This is a genomic window from Williamsia sterculiae, assembly GCF_900156495.1.
Taxonomy (GTDB): Bacteria; Actinomycetota; Actinomycetes; order Mycobacteriales; family Mycobacteriaceae; genus Williamsia_B; species Williamsia_B sterculiae.
The window spans coordinates 60479-77036 of sequence record NZ_FTNT01000009.1 but is presented as its reverse complement, the minus strand read 5'-3'; the positions used below and the strand labels follow the sequence as shown (position 1 = coordinate 77036).

The window sequence follows — 16558 nt, the reverse complement described above, 5'->3', positions numbered from 1 at the left end:
CTTTGCCGGTACCTCGAAGCGGTCAGCATCCAAAGTCTTCCGCTCCCATCACGAACACTCGCTCGACCAGGCCCCGTTCAACATTGCGTAGGCCTCGAATCCAGCCCGACTCAAATCTAACCCGACCGAGTGTTCCAAGTTCCAATTCGACACGACAGTTCCAATTCAACACGGCACAGGTGGCCGCTCGGCAGCACGCCGCATTTGCCGAGCGAATTCACCCATCTTCGCGATTCCTCCGAAGTCTTATCGATCCGAACACTGCATCCGTTAACCAACCTTACCCAGACGCCAGACGACGGAGTCCGGATCACCCTCGGGTGATCCGGACTCCGGTGCGCACCCGCCGGGTGCGAAGATCTGTGACGGTCAGGCGGGACTGAGACGGTTGGCGATGACCCGCAGATCGATCTCGCCGGTGCGCTCGGCGAGGGTGCGGGTGCGGGGCACCATCGCCGAGTCCAGCTCGACCGCGTCGTGCCGGATCTGCGCCAGGGCCCTGTCGATGACGGATGCGACGACGGCGGTACTGCTCTCCGAGCCGAGCAGCGGCAGACAGGCGAACACCGCGGCCACGGCGGCGGCACGATCGTCCATCTGCTGACTGCGGGTCACCGGGATCATCTGCTCGATGGTGGCGGCGAGCTCACGGTAGGTGACCGACGAGATGCCGTAACCGGTGAGCACGCGATCGGGAGTGATGCCGGCGATCCGACGTATGGAGCCGAGAAGGTCGGGCGTGCGTGACGCACCGCTTCTCCGCGCGTCGGTGTCATGCCGTTCTGCAACGTTTGCCATCTTCTGCCCCTTGCCGTGTCAACGGTGCGACGAACCGCCCTGGCGACCTGCGTTCCTGGTCGTTGCAGACATCGTGGACCACCAGGAGCATTGCCGGAAGACCAAACGGGAAGACGTAACACATTTGTATGACACGGGACATGGGGTGGAGATCGGACCGACCTCCTGACCTGGATCTTCGGCTTGGTGATAAGACGCACCCTTAACAAAATCTCAAAAGTGATCTACGTCACATCACGTACCGTTCGGCCAGCTCAGTCAGGACTTCTCGTCCGCCTTCATGGCCAGGATGAGGCTCTTCGGGCGCAGGTCCGTCCAGTTCTCGTTCACGTAGTCGAGGCATTCGCTGCGAGAGGCCTCGCCGAAGACCTTGGTCCAACCCGCCGGGATGTCGGCGAAGGTGGGCCACAGCGAGTGCTGATTCTCGTCGTTGACCAATACGAAGAACCGGCCGTCCTCGTCGTCGAATGGATTGGTCACCACTACCTCCTGGTTCGCTGGGCGTGACCTCAGCGCAGCCGGCTCTGGGCGAGCACGGTCGTCGCCTCGGTCCGGATCGAACTCAGCGTATCGGCCAGGCGCTGAGGTCCGGCAAGGGCCAGCCCCGGGATGGCGGTCATCAGCGCGACCGTGAGGGCGGAGTCTCCCGATCGGTCGCCGGGCGACATCACCGACGCGACGCCGGCCGTCCGCGCCCGCAACTCACCGAAACTCACCGTGTAATCGGGTCCGGTCAACGCGGGGCGTTCATGGGCCGCGTCGGCAGCGTGCGACACGAGGTCGGCCAGCGTGCTCGCCCGATCGGGTCCACATACCGCGTGCGTGACAGTGGTCCTACGGCGAGGGCGCAGCTGCTGCGTCACGGTGATCTCCCTTCTTCCACCTCATCGAGGCGGCGAAGCAATTTTCGGTTGTGACCCAATTGGTCGGGATGGGCCCGTTTATGGTAGCCATTTCCCGACCAGCAAATACCGATTGGCTCACATTCGTCTGTACAGACAATATCGGCGACGTGGCGACCCGCGTTACACCCGATTTCGTAGGCTAGGTTCGATGGCTGAGCCCGGCGGTCCGACGTCGCGGTCACCTCACCTAGGCGCGACGGACGACAGGATTCACCATGCAACCGAGGCAGGGCCGACCGTCCCACGGGGATGGCCGACACTCAGCCCCCGACCCAGACGGCTCCGACACCTACCGCTTCCCGGTGGTCGCCTACGGGGAATCCGACCGTGTCCACCGGCATCCGGATCGGGCGTCGGCGTGGTCGGAGGAGTCCACCTCGGCGGAGACCGTCGCGTTCCGGCGGCCGGCGGAGTCGCCCGAGGGCGCCCCGTCGACCAGCAACAGTGTCGTCGCCGACAACCTGGTGAAACGATTCGGTGATTTCACCGCCGTCGACGGCATCAGTTTCACCGTTCCGACGGGCAGCGTGCTCGGGCTCCTCGGCCCCAACGGTGCCGGTAAGACCACCACCGTGAACATGCTCTGCACTCTGCTCACCCCCGACGGGGGTACCGCGACCATCGCGGGTCACGATGTGGTCCGCGACCGCGCCGATGTGCGCAAGTCGATCATGCTCACCGGGCAGTTCGCCGCCCTCGACGAAGCCTTGACGGGTCGCGAGAACCTGATCCTGTTCGGCAGGCTCATGGGTCTGTCGCCCAAGGGTGCGCGGGCCCGGGCCGACGAACTGCTCGAGGCCTTCGACCTCACCAAGGCGGCCTCGAGGCGGGTGGGCAAGTTCTCCGGCGGCATGCGGCGCCGGATCGACATCGCCTGTGGCCTGGTGGTCCGTCCCGAGGTGGTGTTTCTCGACGAGCCGACCACCGGGCTCGACCCTCGCAGCCGACAGGACGTCTGGGACATCGTGTCGTCGCTGAGTCGGCTGCACATCACCACCCTGTTGACCACGCAGTACCTCGAGGAAGCCGACCTGCTCAGCGATCGCATCGTGGTCATCGACAAGGGCCGGGTCATCGCCGAGGGCACGGCAGACGAATTGAAGGCGCAGGTCGCGGGCACCTTCTGCGAGATCGTGCCCACCTCGCCCGCGGACCTTCCCCGACTGCAGGACGCACTGGCCGGACTGGCGGCCGAGGACCAGATACGCGTGGACCTCACCCGGAACTCGCTGACCGTCCCTGCGGCGGGGACCGACGTGCTCGTCGAGGTGGTACGACGTACGGACATCGCCGGGATCGCGCTCAGCGACGTGGGTCTGCGCAGGCCCTCGCTCGACGACGTCTTCCTCGAACTCACCGACCGACCGGCCGACGCAGGGACCGAATGACCGCGACCTCCTCGACCATCGGACTGGTCACCGGATTCGACGCCGCCGCGCGCGTCACCGCGTGGGGACAATGGCGCGCGCTCACCGGGCGGGCGCTGCGGTCGATGTACCGCCAGGGTGAGTTCGTCCTCGCCATCGCCTCACCGGCGATGCTGACCATCTGCTACTACGTCCCGCTGCGCAAGATCATGAACATCTATGCGGGGATGGACTACTCGCAGTATCTGATGCCGATCATCTGCCTGCAGTCGGTGGGGTTCGTGGCCACCTCGTCGGCGATGCGCGCGGCGACCGACGGCTCGCGCGGCGTCACCACCCGACTACGCAGCATGCCGATCCATCCGGCGGTGCCGTTCCTGTCCCGGCTCTCGGCCAACGCGGTGCTGCTCGCCGTCTCCCTGTTGTGGGCCTTCCTGTCCGGCCTGGCCATCGGTTGGCGGCCCCAGCACGGAGTGGGCAACTTCCTCGGTTTCGTCGTGGTGGCGATGCTCATGGGGATCGTGCTCAGTTTCGCCGCGGACGTGCTGGGGTCGATGACCAACAACCCCGCCGCGACCAGTCAGGCGATGGCGCTGCCCCAGCTCATCCTGGGCATGTTGTCCACCGGGTTGCTTCCCGAGCAACGGTTCCCCGACTGGATACGGGGGTTTGTCCGCAATCAGCCCATCTCCCAGCTCACCGACCTGTTGCGTGCATTCGACCGGGGTGCGGTACATGCCACCTCGATCGTGCCCGCGGCGGGCTGGGTGGTCGGGTTGTTGCTGCTCGGCGCCGTCGCGGCGGCGTACAGCTCGTGGCGGAGCAATCACCGATGAGACACGACGAGCCGGCCACCGAGAGGTTCGCCCTGCGATCGCCGCGCCACCGCGCGACACACCCCGTCGACCAGTCGTGGCGGGTCGAGGGCGTGGCTCCGCGGCGACGACGCTCACTGGAGGCCGATACGGCCAACCCGGGTGACGTGCAGTTCCCGGGCACCGGTTCGCTACGCAACCTGATGGGGACCTGGCGGACGACCGACGAGGCCGACGATGTCGACGGTGACGTCGAGACCACCCGCTTCGCCGTACTGGACCCCGTGACGGCGAGTGCGTCCGCGCATCCCACGGCGATCTCCGATCCACACCGGATCACCGACCCGGAGACCGACACCCGCTCCCCGGTATGGCGTCGGACCACCGATGTGACGCCGACCGGTCCGTCCGCGGACACCTCCCGGGAATGGGGTTCGTCCGAGGCGATCGACAAGGCCACCGGATTCCCGGATGCTCCCCCGCCGGTCGAGCGAGGGGTACGCGCCTACTTCCGACACTTCGGGATCCTCATCCGCAGGCAGTTGACCGTCTGGGTCCGCGACCGCGGTACCTTGATCCAGAGCCTGGTCTTCCCGGCGCTGAGCATGGTCATGTTCAAGGTCGTACTCGGTGATTCGGTCAGTCGCTTCACTGGAGTGAACAGCGCGTTCGGGACGGTGCCCCTGGTGGTGCTGGTGGGAGCGATGTTCGGTTCGATGGCCTCGGGCGTGCGGCTGCAGCAGGAGAGAAAGACCGGACTGCTGACCAAGTTCTACGTGTTGCCCGTGCATCGTGGTGCCGACCTGAGCGCCCGATTGTGCGCAGAGATGGTACGTATCCTACTCGCCACCTTAGTGCTGACCACCATCGGCTTCGCCATCGGCTGGCGATTCAACCAGGGTGTGTTGCCCGCGGTGGGCATCTATGCGGTCGCCCTGCTGTACGGCGCGGCGTTCTCCACCCTCGTCCTGGCCCTGGCCCTGACGTCGTCGGACGTCCCGCTGGTCGGCTTCGTCTCCCTGGCTTCGACGATCCTCATGTTCTTCAATTCGGGGTTCGCGCCGATCATCGCCTACCCCAACTGGCTGCAGCCCATCGTGCGCAACCAGCCGATGACCTGTGCGATCGAGGTCATGCGCGCGCTGGCGATGGGCGGCCCGATCACCGACAACCTGATCAAGACCGTGATCTGGGCGATGGTGGTCGTCGCGATCTTCGCCTACCCGGCTCTGCGCGCCTATCGTCGCGCCGCGTCGACCCCCGTCTGAGCGAGACTGCCCAAATCGGACAACTCGCCCGCGGCGTCGCCGTACGATCACACGACCCACCGGGCGGTGGCGTGTCAGGGGGTTGATCCATGTCGGTCGCCGCGACGAGCGAGCTGTCGGGTCATGACGCCGCGTACGTGTACTGGGGCAGCACCCCCACCATCGCCACCGTGGTGTCCTGCATCGCGGTCGCGTCCGACGACGGACGACCGCTCGTCATGACCCGCGCGGACGTACACGACTGGATCCGGCCCAGGCTGGCGATCTCCGATCTGTTCACCTCCCGGCTACGCCGTCTACCCGGGGACATCGGCATGCCCTACTGGGAACGGACCGAGATCGACCTCGACCACCACGTCACCCTGCACGAGCCGGGTCGGACTTGGCCGGAGACGCGCTCGCTGCTCGCATCCATCGCCGATGCCCCCACCGACTTCGACCGACCGCTGTGGTCGCTGGACGTGATCCCCGAGGTGGTGGGTCATCCCGACCAGCCCGATCCGGTGACCGTGATGGCCATCGGGTTCCATCACGCGTCCATCGACGGGATGAGCATGTCGGCGGTCATCAGCGCGCTATCGATGGCCGAACCGCCCGCGGCCCCGGTCCACCGATTGATCGGCGACGTATCCGTGGCTCATCGTCGCCGGGTGATGACCGGGTTGCTGCGAGTGCCCGGGGCGTGGCTCCGGCTGCTCGGTGCGACCCCCCGGGTGATCCGCGACCAGCGCCGGGCGGCCCGCGCGGGCACGGTACTGCGACATGTCCCGCGGACTCGATTCAACACCGGCTTCACCGGTCCGCGAGAGACCGACGCGGTGCGCTTTCCGTTGGCGGACGTACAGGTGATGAAGGCGTCGGTACCCGGTGCGACGGTCAACACGACGATGTTGTCGATCATCGGCGAGGCCGTGTCAGAGTACCTCGACCGCCACGGCGAGCCCTGCGACACGCTCTCGGCACTGGTGCCGAAATCGCTGCGTGGGCCCGGCGCCGAGAACAGCACCGCAGGCGCGAATCAGTTCGTCCCGATGTTCATCGATCTCGCCGTCGGCGAGCGGGACCTGTCCACTCGGTTGGCACTCATCGGAGCCGACAGCGACCGGGAGAAGGCCCGGGTGGCTCGCGAGGCGCAGCACTCACCCGTCGGCCTGTTGCACTACGCTCCGTCGATGCTGCTGCGCTGGTTGGGACGGCGTTCGGATCGTCAGATCGCCGCGCCCGCGGCGGTCTTCGCACACATCATCGTGTCCAATGTCTACAACCCGAACAGTGCCCGCTCGATGATGGGCCACCCCATCGTCGGCGGCTTCGGCATACAACCGCTCACCGGTTTGTCCACGCTGGCCCACGCCGTGGTCACGCGTGGTGATGTGGTGGCGATGTCGATCACCACGGACGGTGCGGTGATGCCCGACCTCGCCCGGTACTGCGATCTGCTCCGCGCCTCCTTCGCACGGCATCGTGCCGCCCTGGTCGAGACGGAGCACGAACAGGCCGGCTGACCCGTCGCTCAGGCGGTGGCGTCGAGTTGCGCGATGACCTTCGTCGGCCGGATCCGGACCACCAGCTCCCCGGGCACTCCGTTGCGGGCGCCGAACTCCTCGGCACGGTCGGCGCCCATGTAGCGACCACCGGTGGCCGTGGCCACCCGACGCACCTCGGCGAGGTCGTCGGAGGTCTCCGCGATCCCCTGCACCTGGACGAAGGCGTAGGGCGGCGCGGGCAGGTCGACGGTGAAGACGACCCGCGGATCCCGGGCGATGGCCCGGCCCTTCGCGGTGGCGGCGCCGGTGTTGAAGGCGATGTGATCGTCCTCCACGACGAACCAGACCGGCGCGGCCAACGGCCGGCCATCGGAGGCGAGGTAGCCGAGATGCCCGGTCTTGGTTCCCTCGGTGAGGAAAGTGAGCACATCGCGATCGGTGAGAGTGGTCATCACCCCAACCTAGTGAGCCATCGACCGGCGTGGCGAGCTGCGCGGTCACGCACCCCCGCCGACGGGCAGACCCACGAGGCCGGGACCGGTCGACGGGAGCAATGCGTTCACCCTCCGACGATGCAGTGCGCCCTGCCAGACGCCGGTGCCGTAGGCGAGGTCGTCGAGCCGGCGTACGGCGAAGAACATCGGCAGGCCCAGACGCGGCAACGCCTCCGGGCACAGCAATTCGGTCCGCACCCATTCCACCCCGGCCTCGGCGACGGCCAGCGTGATCAGGGTCCGGCGGGCTCGGCGGGACACCACGGCCGCCCCGATCGACAGAGGCCAGTACGCGCGGCACAGGGCGGAGGCCAGTTGCAGCAGTCCCAGACCCATCGATCGGACGGTCGACACCGCCGCCGCACGCCAGGCGTCGGGAAGTTCGACGACGCGCTGGCGCGCCCGAGCCGCGACGACGACCGCCATGCCCACGGCCAGGACCAGCCCGACGGTCGAGCGACTCATCAACCCCGCGGCCACCAGGACCATCGGTCGGGACAGCACCACGGGTGCGGCCAGTCGCCGATGCCGATCGGTCAACAGAGCCGCACCGGTTCCGTGGTGACGACGCCACACCAGCGCGTCGACCAGGGTGTCGCGGTGGTCGTGGGCCGCGGTCGCGATCGGTTCGTATCGCATGGCGGCACCGACGGCGGCGAGACGCCAGCACAGGTCCACATCCTCGGCGGCCCGCATGGACTCGTCGAACCCGCCCACATCGGTGAACGCGCTGCGTCGCACCACCATCGCCGCGGCAGAGACCGACGGCACCGGGGTCCCGGGACTGACCGGGGCCTCGACCCGACCCATGTCCAGCGACGAACACAACGCCTGGTACCGCAACGCCGGTCCGCCGTCGACCCGCAACGGCACGATGCGTGGGGCCACCAGGGCCACCGTGGGATCGGAGAAGTGGGTGAGCAGGACGTCCAACCAACCCGCCGTGGGCACCACGTCGCTGTCGAGGAAAGCCAGGAACGCCGTGTCCGCCGCTGCCGCACCAGCGTTGCGGGCCGCAGCGGGGCCGAGGCTGCGGTCGACGCGGATGACTCGAGCGATGGGCGTGTCCACGGGTGTCACGGAGCCGTCGTCGACCACGATCACCGGACACCGGCCGGACAACGCCGCCAGCAGGCGGTCGAGCCCGGACTGGTTGTCGCGGACGGGGATCACCACCGTCACCTCGTCGGTGGACGGCCCGAACATCGGCCGGGGATGGGCCACACCCGCCGTGAGCAGCGCGCGGGCCAACAGTGCCGACTGCGGATCGGCCACCCGCAACCGACCGTCGGCCGAGATCCTCGACGCGGCGTGTTCGGACAACCGCATCAGCTTCGGTGGAGACCCACCCAGTAGCCGACGCCGATCACCGCCGACCACCGCGGCCAGGTCCACCTGCACCTGGAAGCCGACGGGCAGATCGAGGTCGTCGCGCCGGGTCCGGGCATCGGACGCGGCGGCACAGGTCATCGGACAGATGGTAGTCAACCGGGCCTCGCGACGTGCCGATCCGAGCCACGTCGAAACCCGTCGTCCTGCTCACCCGTGCCACCGCGCGCTGATACAGATATGAAATGCTGTTCCTACAGAGGTGACCCCGGACACGTCCCCGGGTCCGTGCAGGAGGTCGACGAAGATGCCGCAGCAACCCGTACCCGACACCACCACCGGACGCGCCGGACCGCTGTCCGGCATTCGGGTCCTGGAGTTCGCGGGCATCGGGCCGGGACCGCACGCGGCGATGATGCTGGCGGATCTCGGCGCCGACGTGTTGCGCGTCCAGCGGGCGGGCACCCTGCCGACACCGGGACTGCCCGCCGACCAGTTGCTCCGCGGCCGACGCGTGATCGAGGTGGATCTGAAGAACCCCGACGATCGCGCGCAGATCACCCAACTGGTCGCCAAGGCCGACGTGCTGCTCGAGGGCTTCCGTCCCGGGGTGATGGAACGGCTCGGTCTCGGACCCGATGACCTCCTCGACGTGAACCCGCGGCTGGTCTACGGCCGGATGACGGGCTGGGGTCAGGACGGCCCGATGGCCGCGCGTGCCGGACACGACATCAACTACATCTCGTCCACCGGCCTGCTGCACGCCATCGGTCGAGCGGGGGAACGCCCGGTGCCGCCCCTGAACATGGTCGGCGACTTCGGCGGTGGGTCGATGTTCCTGGTCCTCGGGGTGCTCGCCGCGTTGGTCGAACGTCAACAGTCCGATCGCGGCCAGGTGGTCGACGCGGCCATGGTGGACGGCGCATCAGTGCTGGGACAGATGATCTGGGCCTTCCGCGGCATCAACCTCTGGACCGACGAACGCGGCACCAACATGCTCGACACCGGCGCGCCGTACTACGACGTCTACGAGACCTCCGACGGCAAATACATGGCGGTCGGCGCCATCGAGCCGCAGTTCTATGCACAATTACTGGCCGGCCTCGGGTTGTCGGATGCCGACGTGCCCGCGCAGAACGACGTGGCGTCGTGGCCGACATTGCGTGCGACGTTCACCGACGTGTTCAAGACCCGCACCCGCGACGAGTGGGCGGAGGTGTTCGCGGGCACCGATGCCTGCACCACCCCGGTACTCACCTTCGCCGAGGCACCCGACGACCCGCACATGGCCGCCCGCGACAACCTGGTGGAGATCGACGGGGTGCGGCAGGCCGCGCCCGCGCCGCGGTTCTCCAGGACGGCGACCGCGCGGCCCACCCCGCCGAGTCGCGAGGCCACCGACGTGACCACCGTCTGGACCTGAGTCGCGGGACAGCGGCGCGTGACAATCTCGTCGCCGACGGTGGTGGACCCGACCTCGTCGAGCCGTCGGCGGCGGGCGTCCGTACCCTCGTCGGGGTCCCGGTCGGACTCCCCGCGAGCATCGGGCCGACACCAGCCCGCACCACCTCGAGAGGTCTCCGCAGATGTCATCGCCGACCCCACCCGGTCCACGCAGCGTGATCCTGACCGTCACCGACGTGATCGAGGAGTCGGTCGACGCGAAGTCGCTGGTGTTCGCGGTCCCCGAGGAGAGTCGCGGGTCGTTCGACTACCGACCCGGGCAGTTCCTGACGCTGCGTATCCCGAGCGACCGCACCGGATCTGTCGCACGGTGCTATTCGCTGGCGTCGTCACCGTCGTTGGATCCCGCCCCGAAGGTGACGGTGAAGCGGACCGTGGACGGGTACGGATCGAACTGGCTCTGCGACAACGTCGCGGTGGGCGACGAACTGGAGTCGCTGCCGCCGTCGGGCGTCTTCACCCCGGCGGACCTGAGCGCGCCACTGCTGCTGGCCGCGGCGGGCAGTGGGATCACCCCGGTGATCTCGATCCTGAAGTCCGCTCTGCGGGCGGGTTCACCCGCGGTGACCCTGCTCTACGCCAACCGTGGCGAGACCGACGTGATCTTCGCCGAGGAGCTGCGTCATCTGCAGGCCGCACATCCCGATCGGGTGCTCGTGGTGCACTGGTTGGAGTCGTTGCAGGGGTTGCCCACCGCGCAGACCCTGGCGTCGGTGTTCGCCCCGTTCCGCGGTCGGGAGACCTTCATGTGCGGCCCCGAGCCGTTCATGGCCGCGGTGCACGACGCGTTGGCCGCGGCAGGGTTCGCCCACGCGACCGTGCACGCCGAGGTGTTCACCTCCTTGTCGGGCGACCCCTTCGCCGAGCGTGAGCACGTCGAGGTCACCGCGGCCGAGGTGGCCTCCGCGTCGACCGCGGAGGTGGAGCTCGACGGTGAGGTCCACGAGCTCGCGTGGCCGAAGAGTCAGACTCTGGTCGACATCATGCTCGACGCGGGCATCGACGTGCCGTATTCGTGCCGCGAAGGCGAATGCGGTTCGTGCGCATGCACGGTCACCGACGGTTCGGTGGAGATGGACAACCCGGGTGCGCTGGACGAGGAGGACATCGCCGACGGGTACATCCTCGGCTGTCAGGCCCATCCGACGTCACCGGTGGTACACATCGCCTTCTGACTCGAGCGTCGCTCCCACCCGTCGAGTGGGCCGTCGTTGCGCTCGAGTGGGCCGTCGTTGCGCGGTTGCGGCCCGCTCGGCGGGAGTTTCGGCCCGCTCGGCGGGTGGGGGTCAGGTACCGCCGGGGCCGACGGTCTGCAGTTCGGCCAGCAGCCACCGGTCGTCGACCCTGCGCATGATCGCCCAGCGGGTGATCGGCACGACCTGCTCGGTGCCGGAACCGCCCGACTGCTGCGGCACCGAGATGGTCTGGTCGGCGAAGACCAGCACTCGCGCGGTGTCGCCGGCGCGGCGGTCGACCGCCGCGCCGGTGACGGTCGTGGACATCGTCGCCCGCGTCTCCACCGCCGCCGGTAACACGACGTCGGGCCCCTGCACCCGGTAGTCGGTGCGCAGCGGATCGGTCACCCAGGCGTCGACCGACACCCGCGCCCGATCCAGGCCGTCCGGCGAGAAGGTGAACACCACCCCCACCGCATCACTCGCCGCGGCCACCAGCCCGGGGTCGGTCCGCGGGCGATCCTCGGACTCCCCCGCCACCGCCACCGCGGTGGTGGCCGCACAGATCACCAGCGTCATCCCCGCGACCGGCAGCCACATCGACGCACCGCCCCGGGCGACCACCAGCGCCGCGCCGACCGTCACCACCACCGCCGGTATCGCGGGGACCAACCACCAGCTCGCCGCGTCGACGATCACCGCGGCGGCCACCACGGCCACGACCGACACCACGGTCAGCGACCACACCACCGCCGACAGCGCACGCGCGTTCATCGTGCCTGTGCCCGTTCGATCTTCCAGCTCCCACCGACGGGCGACACGGTCACCGACAGCACGAGTCGCGCGCGGCCCGGGGTGCCGCCCAGCAGCTCGGGATCCGAGGCCGCGGCGACCACCAGCGTCTCGACGTCCCCGGCGTCGTCGGCACTCGTCAGCGCCGCCGTGAGCACGGCCCCGGTACTGGGTTGCCGCTGCGCCGCCACGGCCGCCACCACCTCCGATCGGGAGGACGAGATGCGCTGGTGCAGTTCACCCGCGGTGACCGACAGGGCGGTATCGACGTACCGCTGCGGCGCACCGGGGTCGGAGGTCAGCAGGGTGGTCACTCCCGCGCGTACGGCCCGGAGCGCGTCGTCGGCGCGGTGTGACCGACCGTCGGCACGGTTGCCGAGCACCGACAGCACCACCACCACGACCACCAGCCCGACAGTCGACACCACGCCCGCCGCGACGACCCACCGCCTCACGAGACCGTGTCCAGACGCTCGATCCGCCACCGACCGTCGATTCGCAGCAGATGGGCGGTCACCACCTCACCCCGCACACCGCTGCCCGACTCGGTGAGGTTCACCGCCACCAGGGCGTCGGCGCTGTGGCGGTCGGCGCGAACCACCCCGGCGCGCACCGGGACACAGGTCACCGACGTCGTGCTCCGCGGGTCGGTGATCCGCGCGGCCGTCAACTGGGCGGCGAACGCCCCCGTGGCCACCCGGTCGGCGGCGGCCGCATCGGCCTCACGGTGGTCGGCACGCCGCGTGAGACCGAGGCACACCGTGGTCCCCGCCGTGTCGCGGATCTGCGCCCGCGCCTGCGCGACCCCGGACACCTGGACGTATCGCACCGCGCACACCGAACAGCACAGCGTCGCGGTGGCGACCACCGTCAGCACCGCGGCCACGATCGCGACTCCCGCTCCGCCGACCGCCCGCCCCAGCACCGGTACCCCGGTGACCGCGCCGACGACCAATCCCACCGCCGGGAACCACCAGATCGGAAAACCCGCGACGACCCCGGTGACGACCGTCAGCACGAGAGCGGCCACGGCCGCGGCGATCCCCATCACCCGCATCACGAGAGCAACTGCAGGTCGGACACCTTCAGCTGTGCCCCGTCCGGTTCCACGGCCACGCGCAACCGGAACCGCGCCACGCTGCCCGCGGACTCGCCCGCGCGGGTCGTCGCCACCCAGGCCGTGACCAGATGACGCGTGACGTCGCCGTCGACCGACTCCAACCCCATCCCGTCGACCTCGCCCCGCGACACCGTCCCCACCTGACGCACGAACCGGGTGTACGCGTCGGCCGACTGGGCGAACGCATCACGGAAGGTCCCGGTGGCGCCCGCCAGGATCTCGCGGGACCGGTCCGGATCCGCGGCGTCGGGCGTGACGAGCAACCCCACTTCCCTGCGGACGACCTGTCGGCGGGCGTCGTCGCCGTATCCGGGCGAGGACGACACCCAACGGGCCACGAACACGGCGGTCACCACCGTCACCGCCAGTACGAGCACGACGACGGCCCAGACGACCCGGGCGGGAACCGGGTCGGCGGGCGCCCGAGTGAACCGCAGCGTAGCCATGTGGCGCCATGATAGGACGGGTCATTCGACGCGCCGTCCAGGACCAACGGTGGTGAGATGAGGCATGTCCACTTCGCGAACTCCGCGTGTACCGCTGACACCCGCCACGCTGTTCCGCCTGAAACCGCTTCCGCAGGGTGATCAGGCCGAAGCGGACACCGGTCTGAACCGCAACATCTCGACCCTGCAACTGACCAGCTTCGGCGTCGGCGCGACCGTGGGCACCGGCATCTTCTTCGTGATGTCGCAAGCCGTCCCGGAGGCCGGGCCCGCGGTGATCATCTCGTTCCTCGTCGCAGGCGTCGCGGCCGGGCTCGCCGCCATCTGCTACGCGGAGATGGCGTCGGCGGTGCCGGTCTCGGGGTCCACCTACTCCTACGCCTACGCCACCCTCGGCGAGGTGGTGGCGATGGGCGTCGCCGCCTGCCTGCTGTTGGAGTACGGGGTGTCGACGGCCGCGGTCGCCGTCGGCTGGAGCGGTTACCTCAACGAACTGCTCCGAGATCTGCACATCCCCGCCATCCCGCACGTGCTCAGCGCGGCCCCGTGGGACTCCGACCCCGGGGTGGTGAACCTGCCCGCGATCATCCTGGTGGCGATGTGCGCGGTGCTGTTGATCCGCGGGGCAAGCGAGTCGGCTCGGGTCAACACCGTGATGGTGTTCATCAAACTCGGTGTGCTGGCGATGTTCGCGGCGATCGCGTTCAGCGCCTTCGACGCCGGGAACCTCAGTCCGTTCGCCCCCGAGGGATTCAGCGGCGTGACCCTGGCGGCGGGCACCATCTTCTTCTCCTTCATCGGACTCGACTCCGTGTCGACCGCCGGTGAGGAGGTGAAGGACCCACAGAAGACCATGCCGCGCGCCCTGATCGCGGCGTTGATCACCGTGGTGGCGATCTACGTGCTGGTCTCCTTCGCCGCGATCGGCGCACAGCAGGCGTCGAAGTTCGAGGGGCAGGAGGAGGCCGGCCTGGCGCAGATCCTCGACGACGTGACCGGGGCGTCGTGGCCGTCGCTGATCCTGTCCGCCGGCGCGGTCATCTCCATCTTCTCGGTGACCCTGGTGACCATGTACGGCCAGACCCGCATCCTGTTCGCGATGGGCCGCGACGGCATGCTGCCGAAGTTCTTCACCAAGGTGAACCCGCAGACACTGACGCCGGTGAACAACACCGTCGTGGTCGCGGTGGTGGTGTCGATCCTGGCCGGATTCATCCCGCTGGACTATCTGGCCGACATGGTGTCCATCGGCACCCTGGTGGCCTTCATCGTGGTCAGCGCGGGTGTGATCATCCTGCGGGTCCGCGTGCCGGATCTGCATCGACCGTTCAAGGTTCCGCTGTACCCGGTGACCCCGATCCTCGCCATAGCGGCCTGCATCTACGTGTTGTCCGGACTGCACTGGTACACGTATCTGTTCTTCCTGGTCTGGGTGGCGGTGGTGGTGACCTTCTACCTGTTCTGGGGCCGACATCACTCCCTGCTCAATGTCACCGACGACCCGCTGGGCGAATCATGAGCGTGGCCGTCGGGTATCTACCCGGACCGGGTGCGAACAGCGCCCTCGAACTGGCGGTCGCGCTCGCTCGCGAACTGCACACCGGTATCGGGGTGATGACCGTGGTCCCCCGACCGTGGGCCACCCCCTCGATGGCGAAGGTGGACGCCGAGTTCTCCGCCTATGCGGGACGACTCGCCGCCGAGGCGCACGATGCGGCCGCCGCCCACCTCCACACGATCGATGTCGACGTGCCGGTCTCGTACCGCAGCGTTCCCGACCGTTCGGCCGGTGAGGCGCTGATGCGGGTGAGCCGGGAGACGGAGGCGCAGGTGCTGGTGTTGGGTTCGTCGGCGGGCGAGACCGGCAAGATCCGGATCGGTTCCACCATCAGCCGATTGCTGCACTCCGCGGATCTGCCGATCGCGTTGGCACCGAACGACTTCACCTACCCCGACGGCGGGATCACCGGACTGACCTGTGCGTGGTCGGGTCTGACCGCGGCGCGCGGGATGATCGCCGAGGCCGGCGAGATCGCCGCCCAGGTCGGCGTGCGCCTGCGGGTGACGACATTCGGGGTGACACCGGCGCAGATGTATCCCACCTCGGTGGGTTTCGACGCCGAGCAACAGATGCTCGACGCCTGGCGCGAGCAGATGGTCGTCGAACAGGACGGTCTGGTCGGTCAGGGGGTGATCGGGTCGGACGTCGAGCGGGTCGTGGCCACCGGCCGCACCTGGGTCGACGCGGTGGGCAGCATCGACTGGCCACGGGGTGAGATGCTGGTCATCGGGACCACCTCACGGTGGGCGACCCGGCGGATCTTCCTCGGATCCACCGCTACCCGGATCGTCACCGCCTCACCGGTGCCGGTACTGGTGCTACCCGGCTGAGGTGCCCGGACAGGTCGTCACGTAATCGTGACGGACCGTCGGACCGGCCGCGACCCGCAGATCGGTCAGCGCCTGCCGTAGATCCTCCCGGGTATCGACTTCGTCCGGCCGCATCCGCCACCCCTTGTCCGAAACCAGTTCTCGCAGGTCGGTTGTATCGACGTGCGTATCGCCGCGTGATCACACCGCCGTTCGGTCCACACCATAGCTGCGGTTACGGAACAATGGCGGCACACGACAGGTCGGGGTGAGAGAAAGTGGGGGCACCACAACCATGAGCACTGCCGAACAATTGGCACCGGCGATTCCGCTGCATCCGACAGGGGCGTCGCGCCCACCTCTCGCGCCGGGACAGCCCGCCGCGACCGGCTCGGCGCCCCACGACCACGGGCCCGCCGGACCGTCGATGCCCTACGCTGCGCCCCGGTTGTCGGGACGTGAGATCGAGGTGCTGATCGCCTGGCTCGCGGCCGACTCCAAGGAACAGGCGGCGGCACGATTGTTCATCACGGCATCGACGGTGAACACTCATCTGACCCGGATCCGGGCCAAGTACGTCGCCGTGGGGCGCCCGGCCAAATCGAAGGCCAGCCTGTTCGCCCGGGCCATCCAGGACGGGCACACCACCCTCGACGAGTGGTGAGCGATCGGCGGGCGTATCCCGGGTGGCGCCGGGCCACGACTCGACCGGCCGTCCGGTGCGGGTG

Annotated in this window: 18 protein-coding genes; 9 read left to right on the top strand and 9 right to left on the bottom strand. The window is 68.7% G+C overall.

From position 1 onward, the window contains the following. Positions 1–369 precede the first annotated feature (369 nt). The 3 genes from BW971_RS14775 to BW971_RS14765 all read right to left on the bottom strand — a co-directional run bounded on the left by BW971_RS14775 (position 370) and on the right by BW971_RS14765 (position 1661). On the bottom strand, positions 370–798 hold the full coding sequence (locus BW971_RS14775) for a hypothetical protein (RefSeq protein ID WP_076480932.1): 429 nt from the start codon (positions 796–798) through the stop codon (positions 370–372). Between the two features lie 258 nt (positions 799–1056). Continuing rightward, positions 1057–1278 (bottom strand): MbtH family protein, encoded by a 222-nt coding sequence (locus BW971_RS14770; RefSeq protein ID WP_076481184.1) that lies wholly within the window; start codon positions 1276–1278, stop codon positions 1057–1059. 29 nt (positions 1279–1307) lie between these two features. Continuing rightward, a complete protein-coding gene (locus tag BW971_RS14765; protein ID WP_143690399.1) occupies positions 1308–1661 on the bottom strand; it encodes a hypothetical protein in 354 nt (117 codons plus the stop codon). A gap of 257 nt (positions 1662–1918) precedes the next feature. On the opposite strand from BW971_RS14765, the gene BW971_RS14760 reads away from it, so the two are divergent. The 4 genes from BW971_RS14760 (at position 1919) to BW971_RS14745 (ending at position 6658) form a co-directional block, all read left to right on the top strand. Beyond that, positions 1919–3091 carry an ATP-binding cassette domain-containing protein gene (locus tag BW971_RS14760; protein ID WP_083710067.1) on the top strand — a complete coding sequence of 391 codons (1173 nt, stop codon included), beginning with the start codon at positions 1919–1921 and terminating at the stop codon, positions 3089–3091. Beyond that, positions 3088–3906: an ABC transporter permease gene (locus BW971_RS14755; protein WP_076480922.1), complete on the top strand. Its 819-nt coding sequence runs from the start codon at positions 3088–3090 to the stop codon at positions 3904–3906. Before BW971_RS14760 ends, BW971_RS14755 begins: the two co-directional genes overlap by 4 nt. Beyond that, positions 3903–5153, top strand: coding sequence for an ABC transporter permease (locus BW971_RS14750; protein ID WP_327201534.1), 1251 nt, complete (start codon positions 3903–3905; stop codon positions 5151–5153). Before BW971_RS14755 ends, BW971_RS14750 begins: the two co-directional genes overlap by 4 nt. Before the next feature lie 89 nt (positions 5154–5242). Then, complete coding sequence (locus BW971_RS14745; protein ID WP_076480919.1) at positions 5243–6658, top strand: wax ester/triacylglycerol synthase domain-containing protein; 1416 nt, start codon at positions 5243–5245, stop codon at positions 6656–6658. An 8-nt stretch (positions 6659–6666) separates the two neighbouring features. Here the strand turns inward: BW971_RS14745 and BW971_RS14740 are convergent, their stop codons facing one another. Next, complete coding sequence (locus tag BW971_RS14740) at positions 6667–7092, bottom strand: PPOX class F420-dependent oxidoreductase (protein WP_076480916.1); 426 nt, start codon at positions 7090–7092, stop codon at positions 6667–6669. A gap of 45 nt (positions 7093–7137) precedes the next feature. Next, positions 7138–8604: a mycofactocin biosynthesis glycosyltransferase MftF gene (gene mftF / locus BW971_RS14735; RefSeq protein WP_076480914.1), complete on the bottom strand. Its 1467-nt coding sequence runs from the start codon at positions 8602–8604 to the stop codon at positions 7138–7140. 166 nt (positions 8605–8770) lie between these two features. On the opposite strand from mftF, the gene BW971_RS14730 reads away from it, so the two are divergent. Both BW971_RS14730 and BW971_RS14725 read left to right on the top strand, forming a co-directional pair. Then, on the top strand, positions 8771–9886 hold the full coding sequence (locus BW971_RS14730) for a CaiB/BaiF CoA transferase family protein (RefSeq protein ID WP_076480911.1): 1116 nt from the start codon (positions 8771–8773) through the stop codon (positions 9884–9886). Positions 9887–10049: 163 nt separating this feature from the next. Beyond that, positions 10050–11102 (top strand): ferredoxin--NADP reductase, encoded by a 1053-nt coding sequence (locus BW971_RS14725; protein WP_076480910.1) that lies wholly within the window; start codon positions 10050–10052, stop codon positions 11100–11102. Positions 11103–11213: 111 nt separating this feature from the next. Here the strand turns inward: BW971_RS14725 and BW971_RS14720 are convergent, their stop codons facing one another. Genes BW971_RS14720 through BW971_RS14705 form a run of 4 tightly spaced genes read right to left on the bottom strand, consistent with a single transcriptional unit; the run spans position 11214 to position 13460 of the window. Continuing rightward, on the bottom strand, positions 11214–11876 hold the full coding sequence (locus BW971_RS14720; protein WP_076480908.1) for a hypothetical protein: 663 nt from the start codon (positions 11874–11876) through the stop codon (positions 11214–11216). Continuing rightward, the gene (locus BW971_RS14715) at positions 11873–12349 is read right to left on the bottom strand and encodes a hypothetical protein (RefSeq protein ID WP_076480907.1); all 477 of its coding nucleotides are present in this window, start codon (positions 12347–12349) and stop codon (positions 11873–11875) included. The genes BW971_RS14720 and BW971_RS14715 overlap by 4 nt, the downstream gene beginning before the upstream one ends. Further along, positions 12346–12954 (bottom strand): hypothetical protein, encoded by a 609-nt coding sequence (locus BW971_RS21530; RefSeq protein ID WP_159441870.1) that lies wholly within the window; start codon positions 12952–12954, stop codon positions 12346–12348. Before BW971_RS21530 ends, BW971_RS14715 begins: the two co-directional genes overlap by 4 nt. Continuing rightward, positions 12951–13460 (bottom strand): hypothetical protein, encoded by a 510-nt coding sequence (locus BW971_RS14705; protein ID WP_076480903.1) that lies wholly within the window; start codon positions 13458–13460, stop codon positions 12951–12953. The genes BW971_RS21530 and BW971_RS14705 overlap by 4 nt, the downstream gene beginning before the upstream one ends. Before the next feature lie 64 nt (positions 13461–13524). On the opposite strand from BW971_RS14705, the gene BW971_RS14700 reads away from it, so the two are divergent. From BW971_RS14700 to BW971_RS14690, 3 genes are all read left to right on the top strand, one after another. Next, complete coding sequence (locus BW971_RS14700; protein ID WP_083710064.1) at positions 13525–14979, top strand: amino acid permease; 1455 nt, start codon at positions 13525–13527, stop codon at positions 14977–14979. Further along, on the top strand, positions 14976–15851 hold the full coding sequence (locus tag BW971_RS14695) for a universal stress protein (RefSeq protein WP_076480901.1): 876 nt from the start codon (positions 14976–14978) through the stop codon (positions 15849–15851). Before BW971_RS14700 ends, BW971_RS14695 begins: the two co-directional genes overlap by 4 nt. 274 nt (positions 15852–16125) lie before the next feature. Continuing rightward, positions 16126–16494, top strand: coding sequence for a helix-turn-helix domain-containing protein (locus tag BW971_RS14690; protein ID WP_076480899.1), 369 nt, complete (start codon positions 16126–16128; stop codon positions 16492–16494). The last annotated feature ends 64 nt before the right edge of the window (positions 16495–16558 follow it).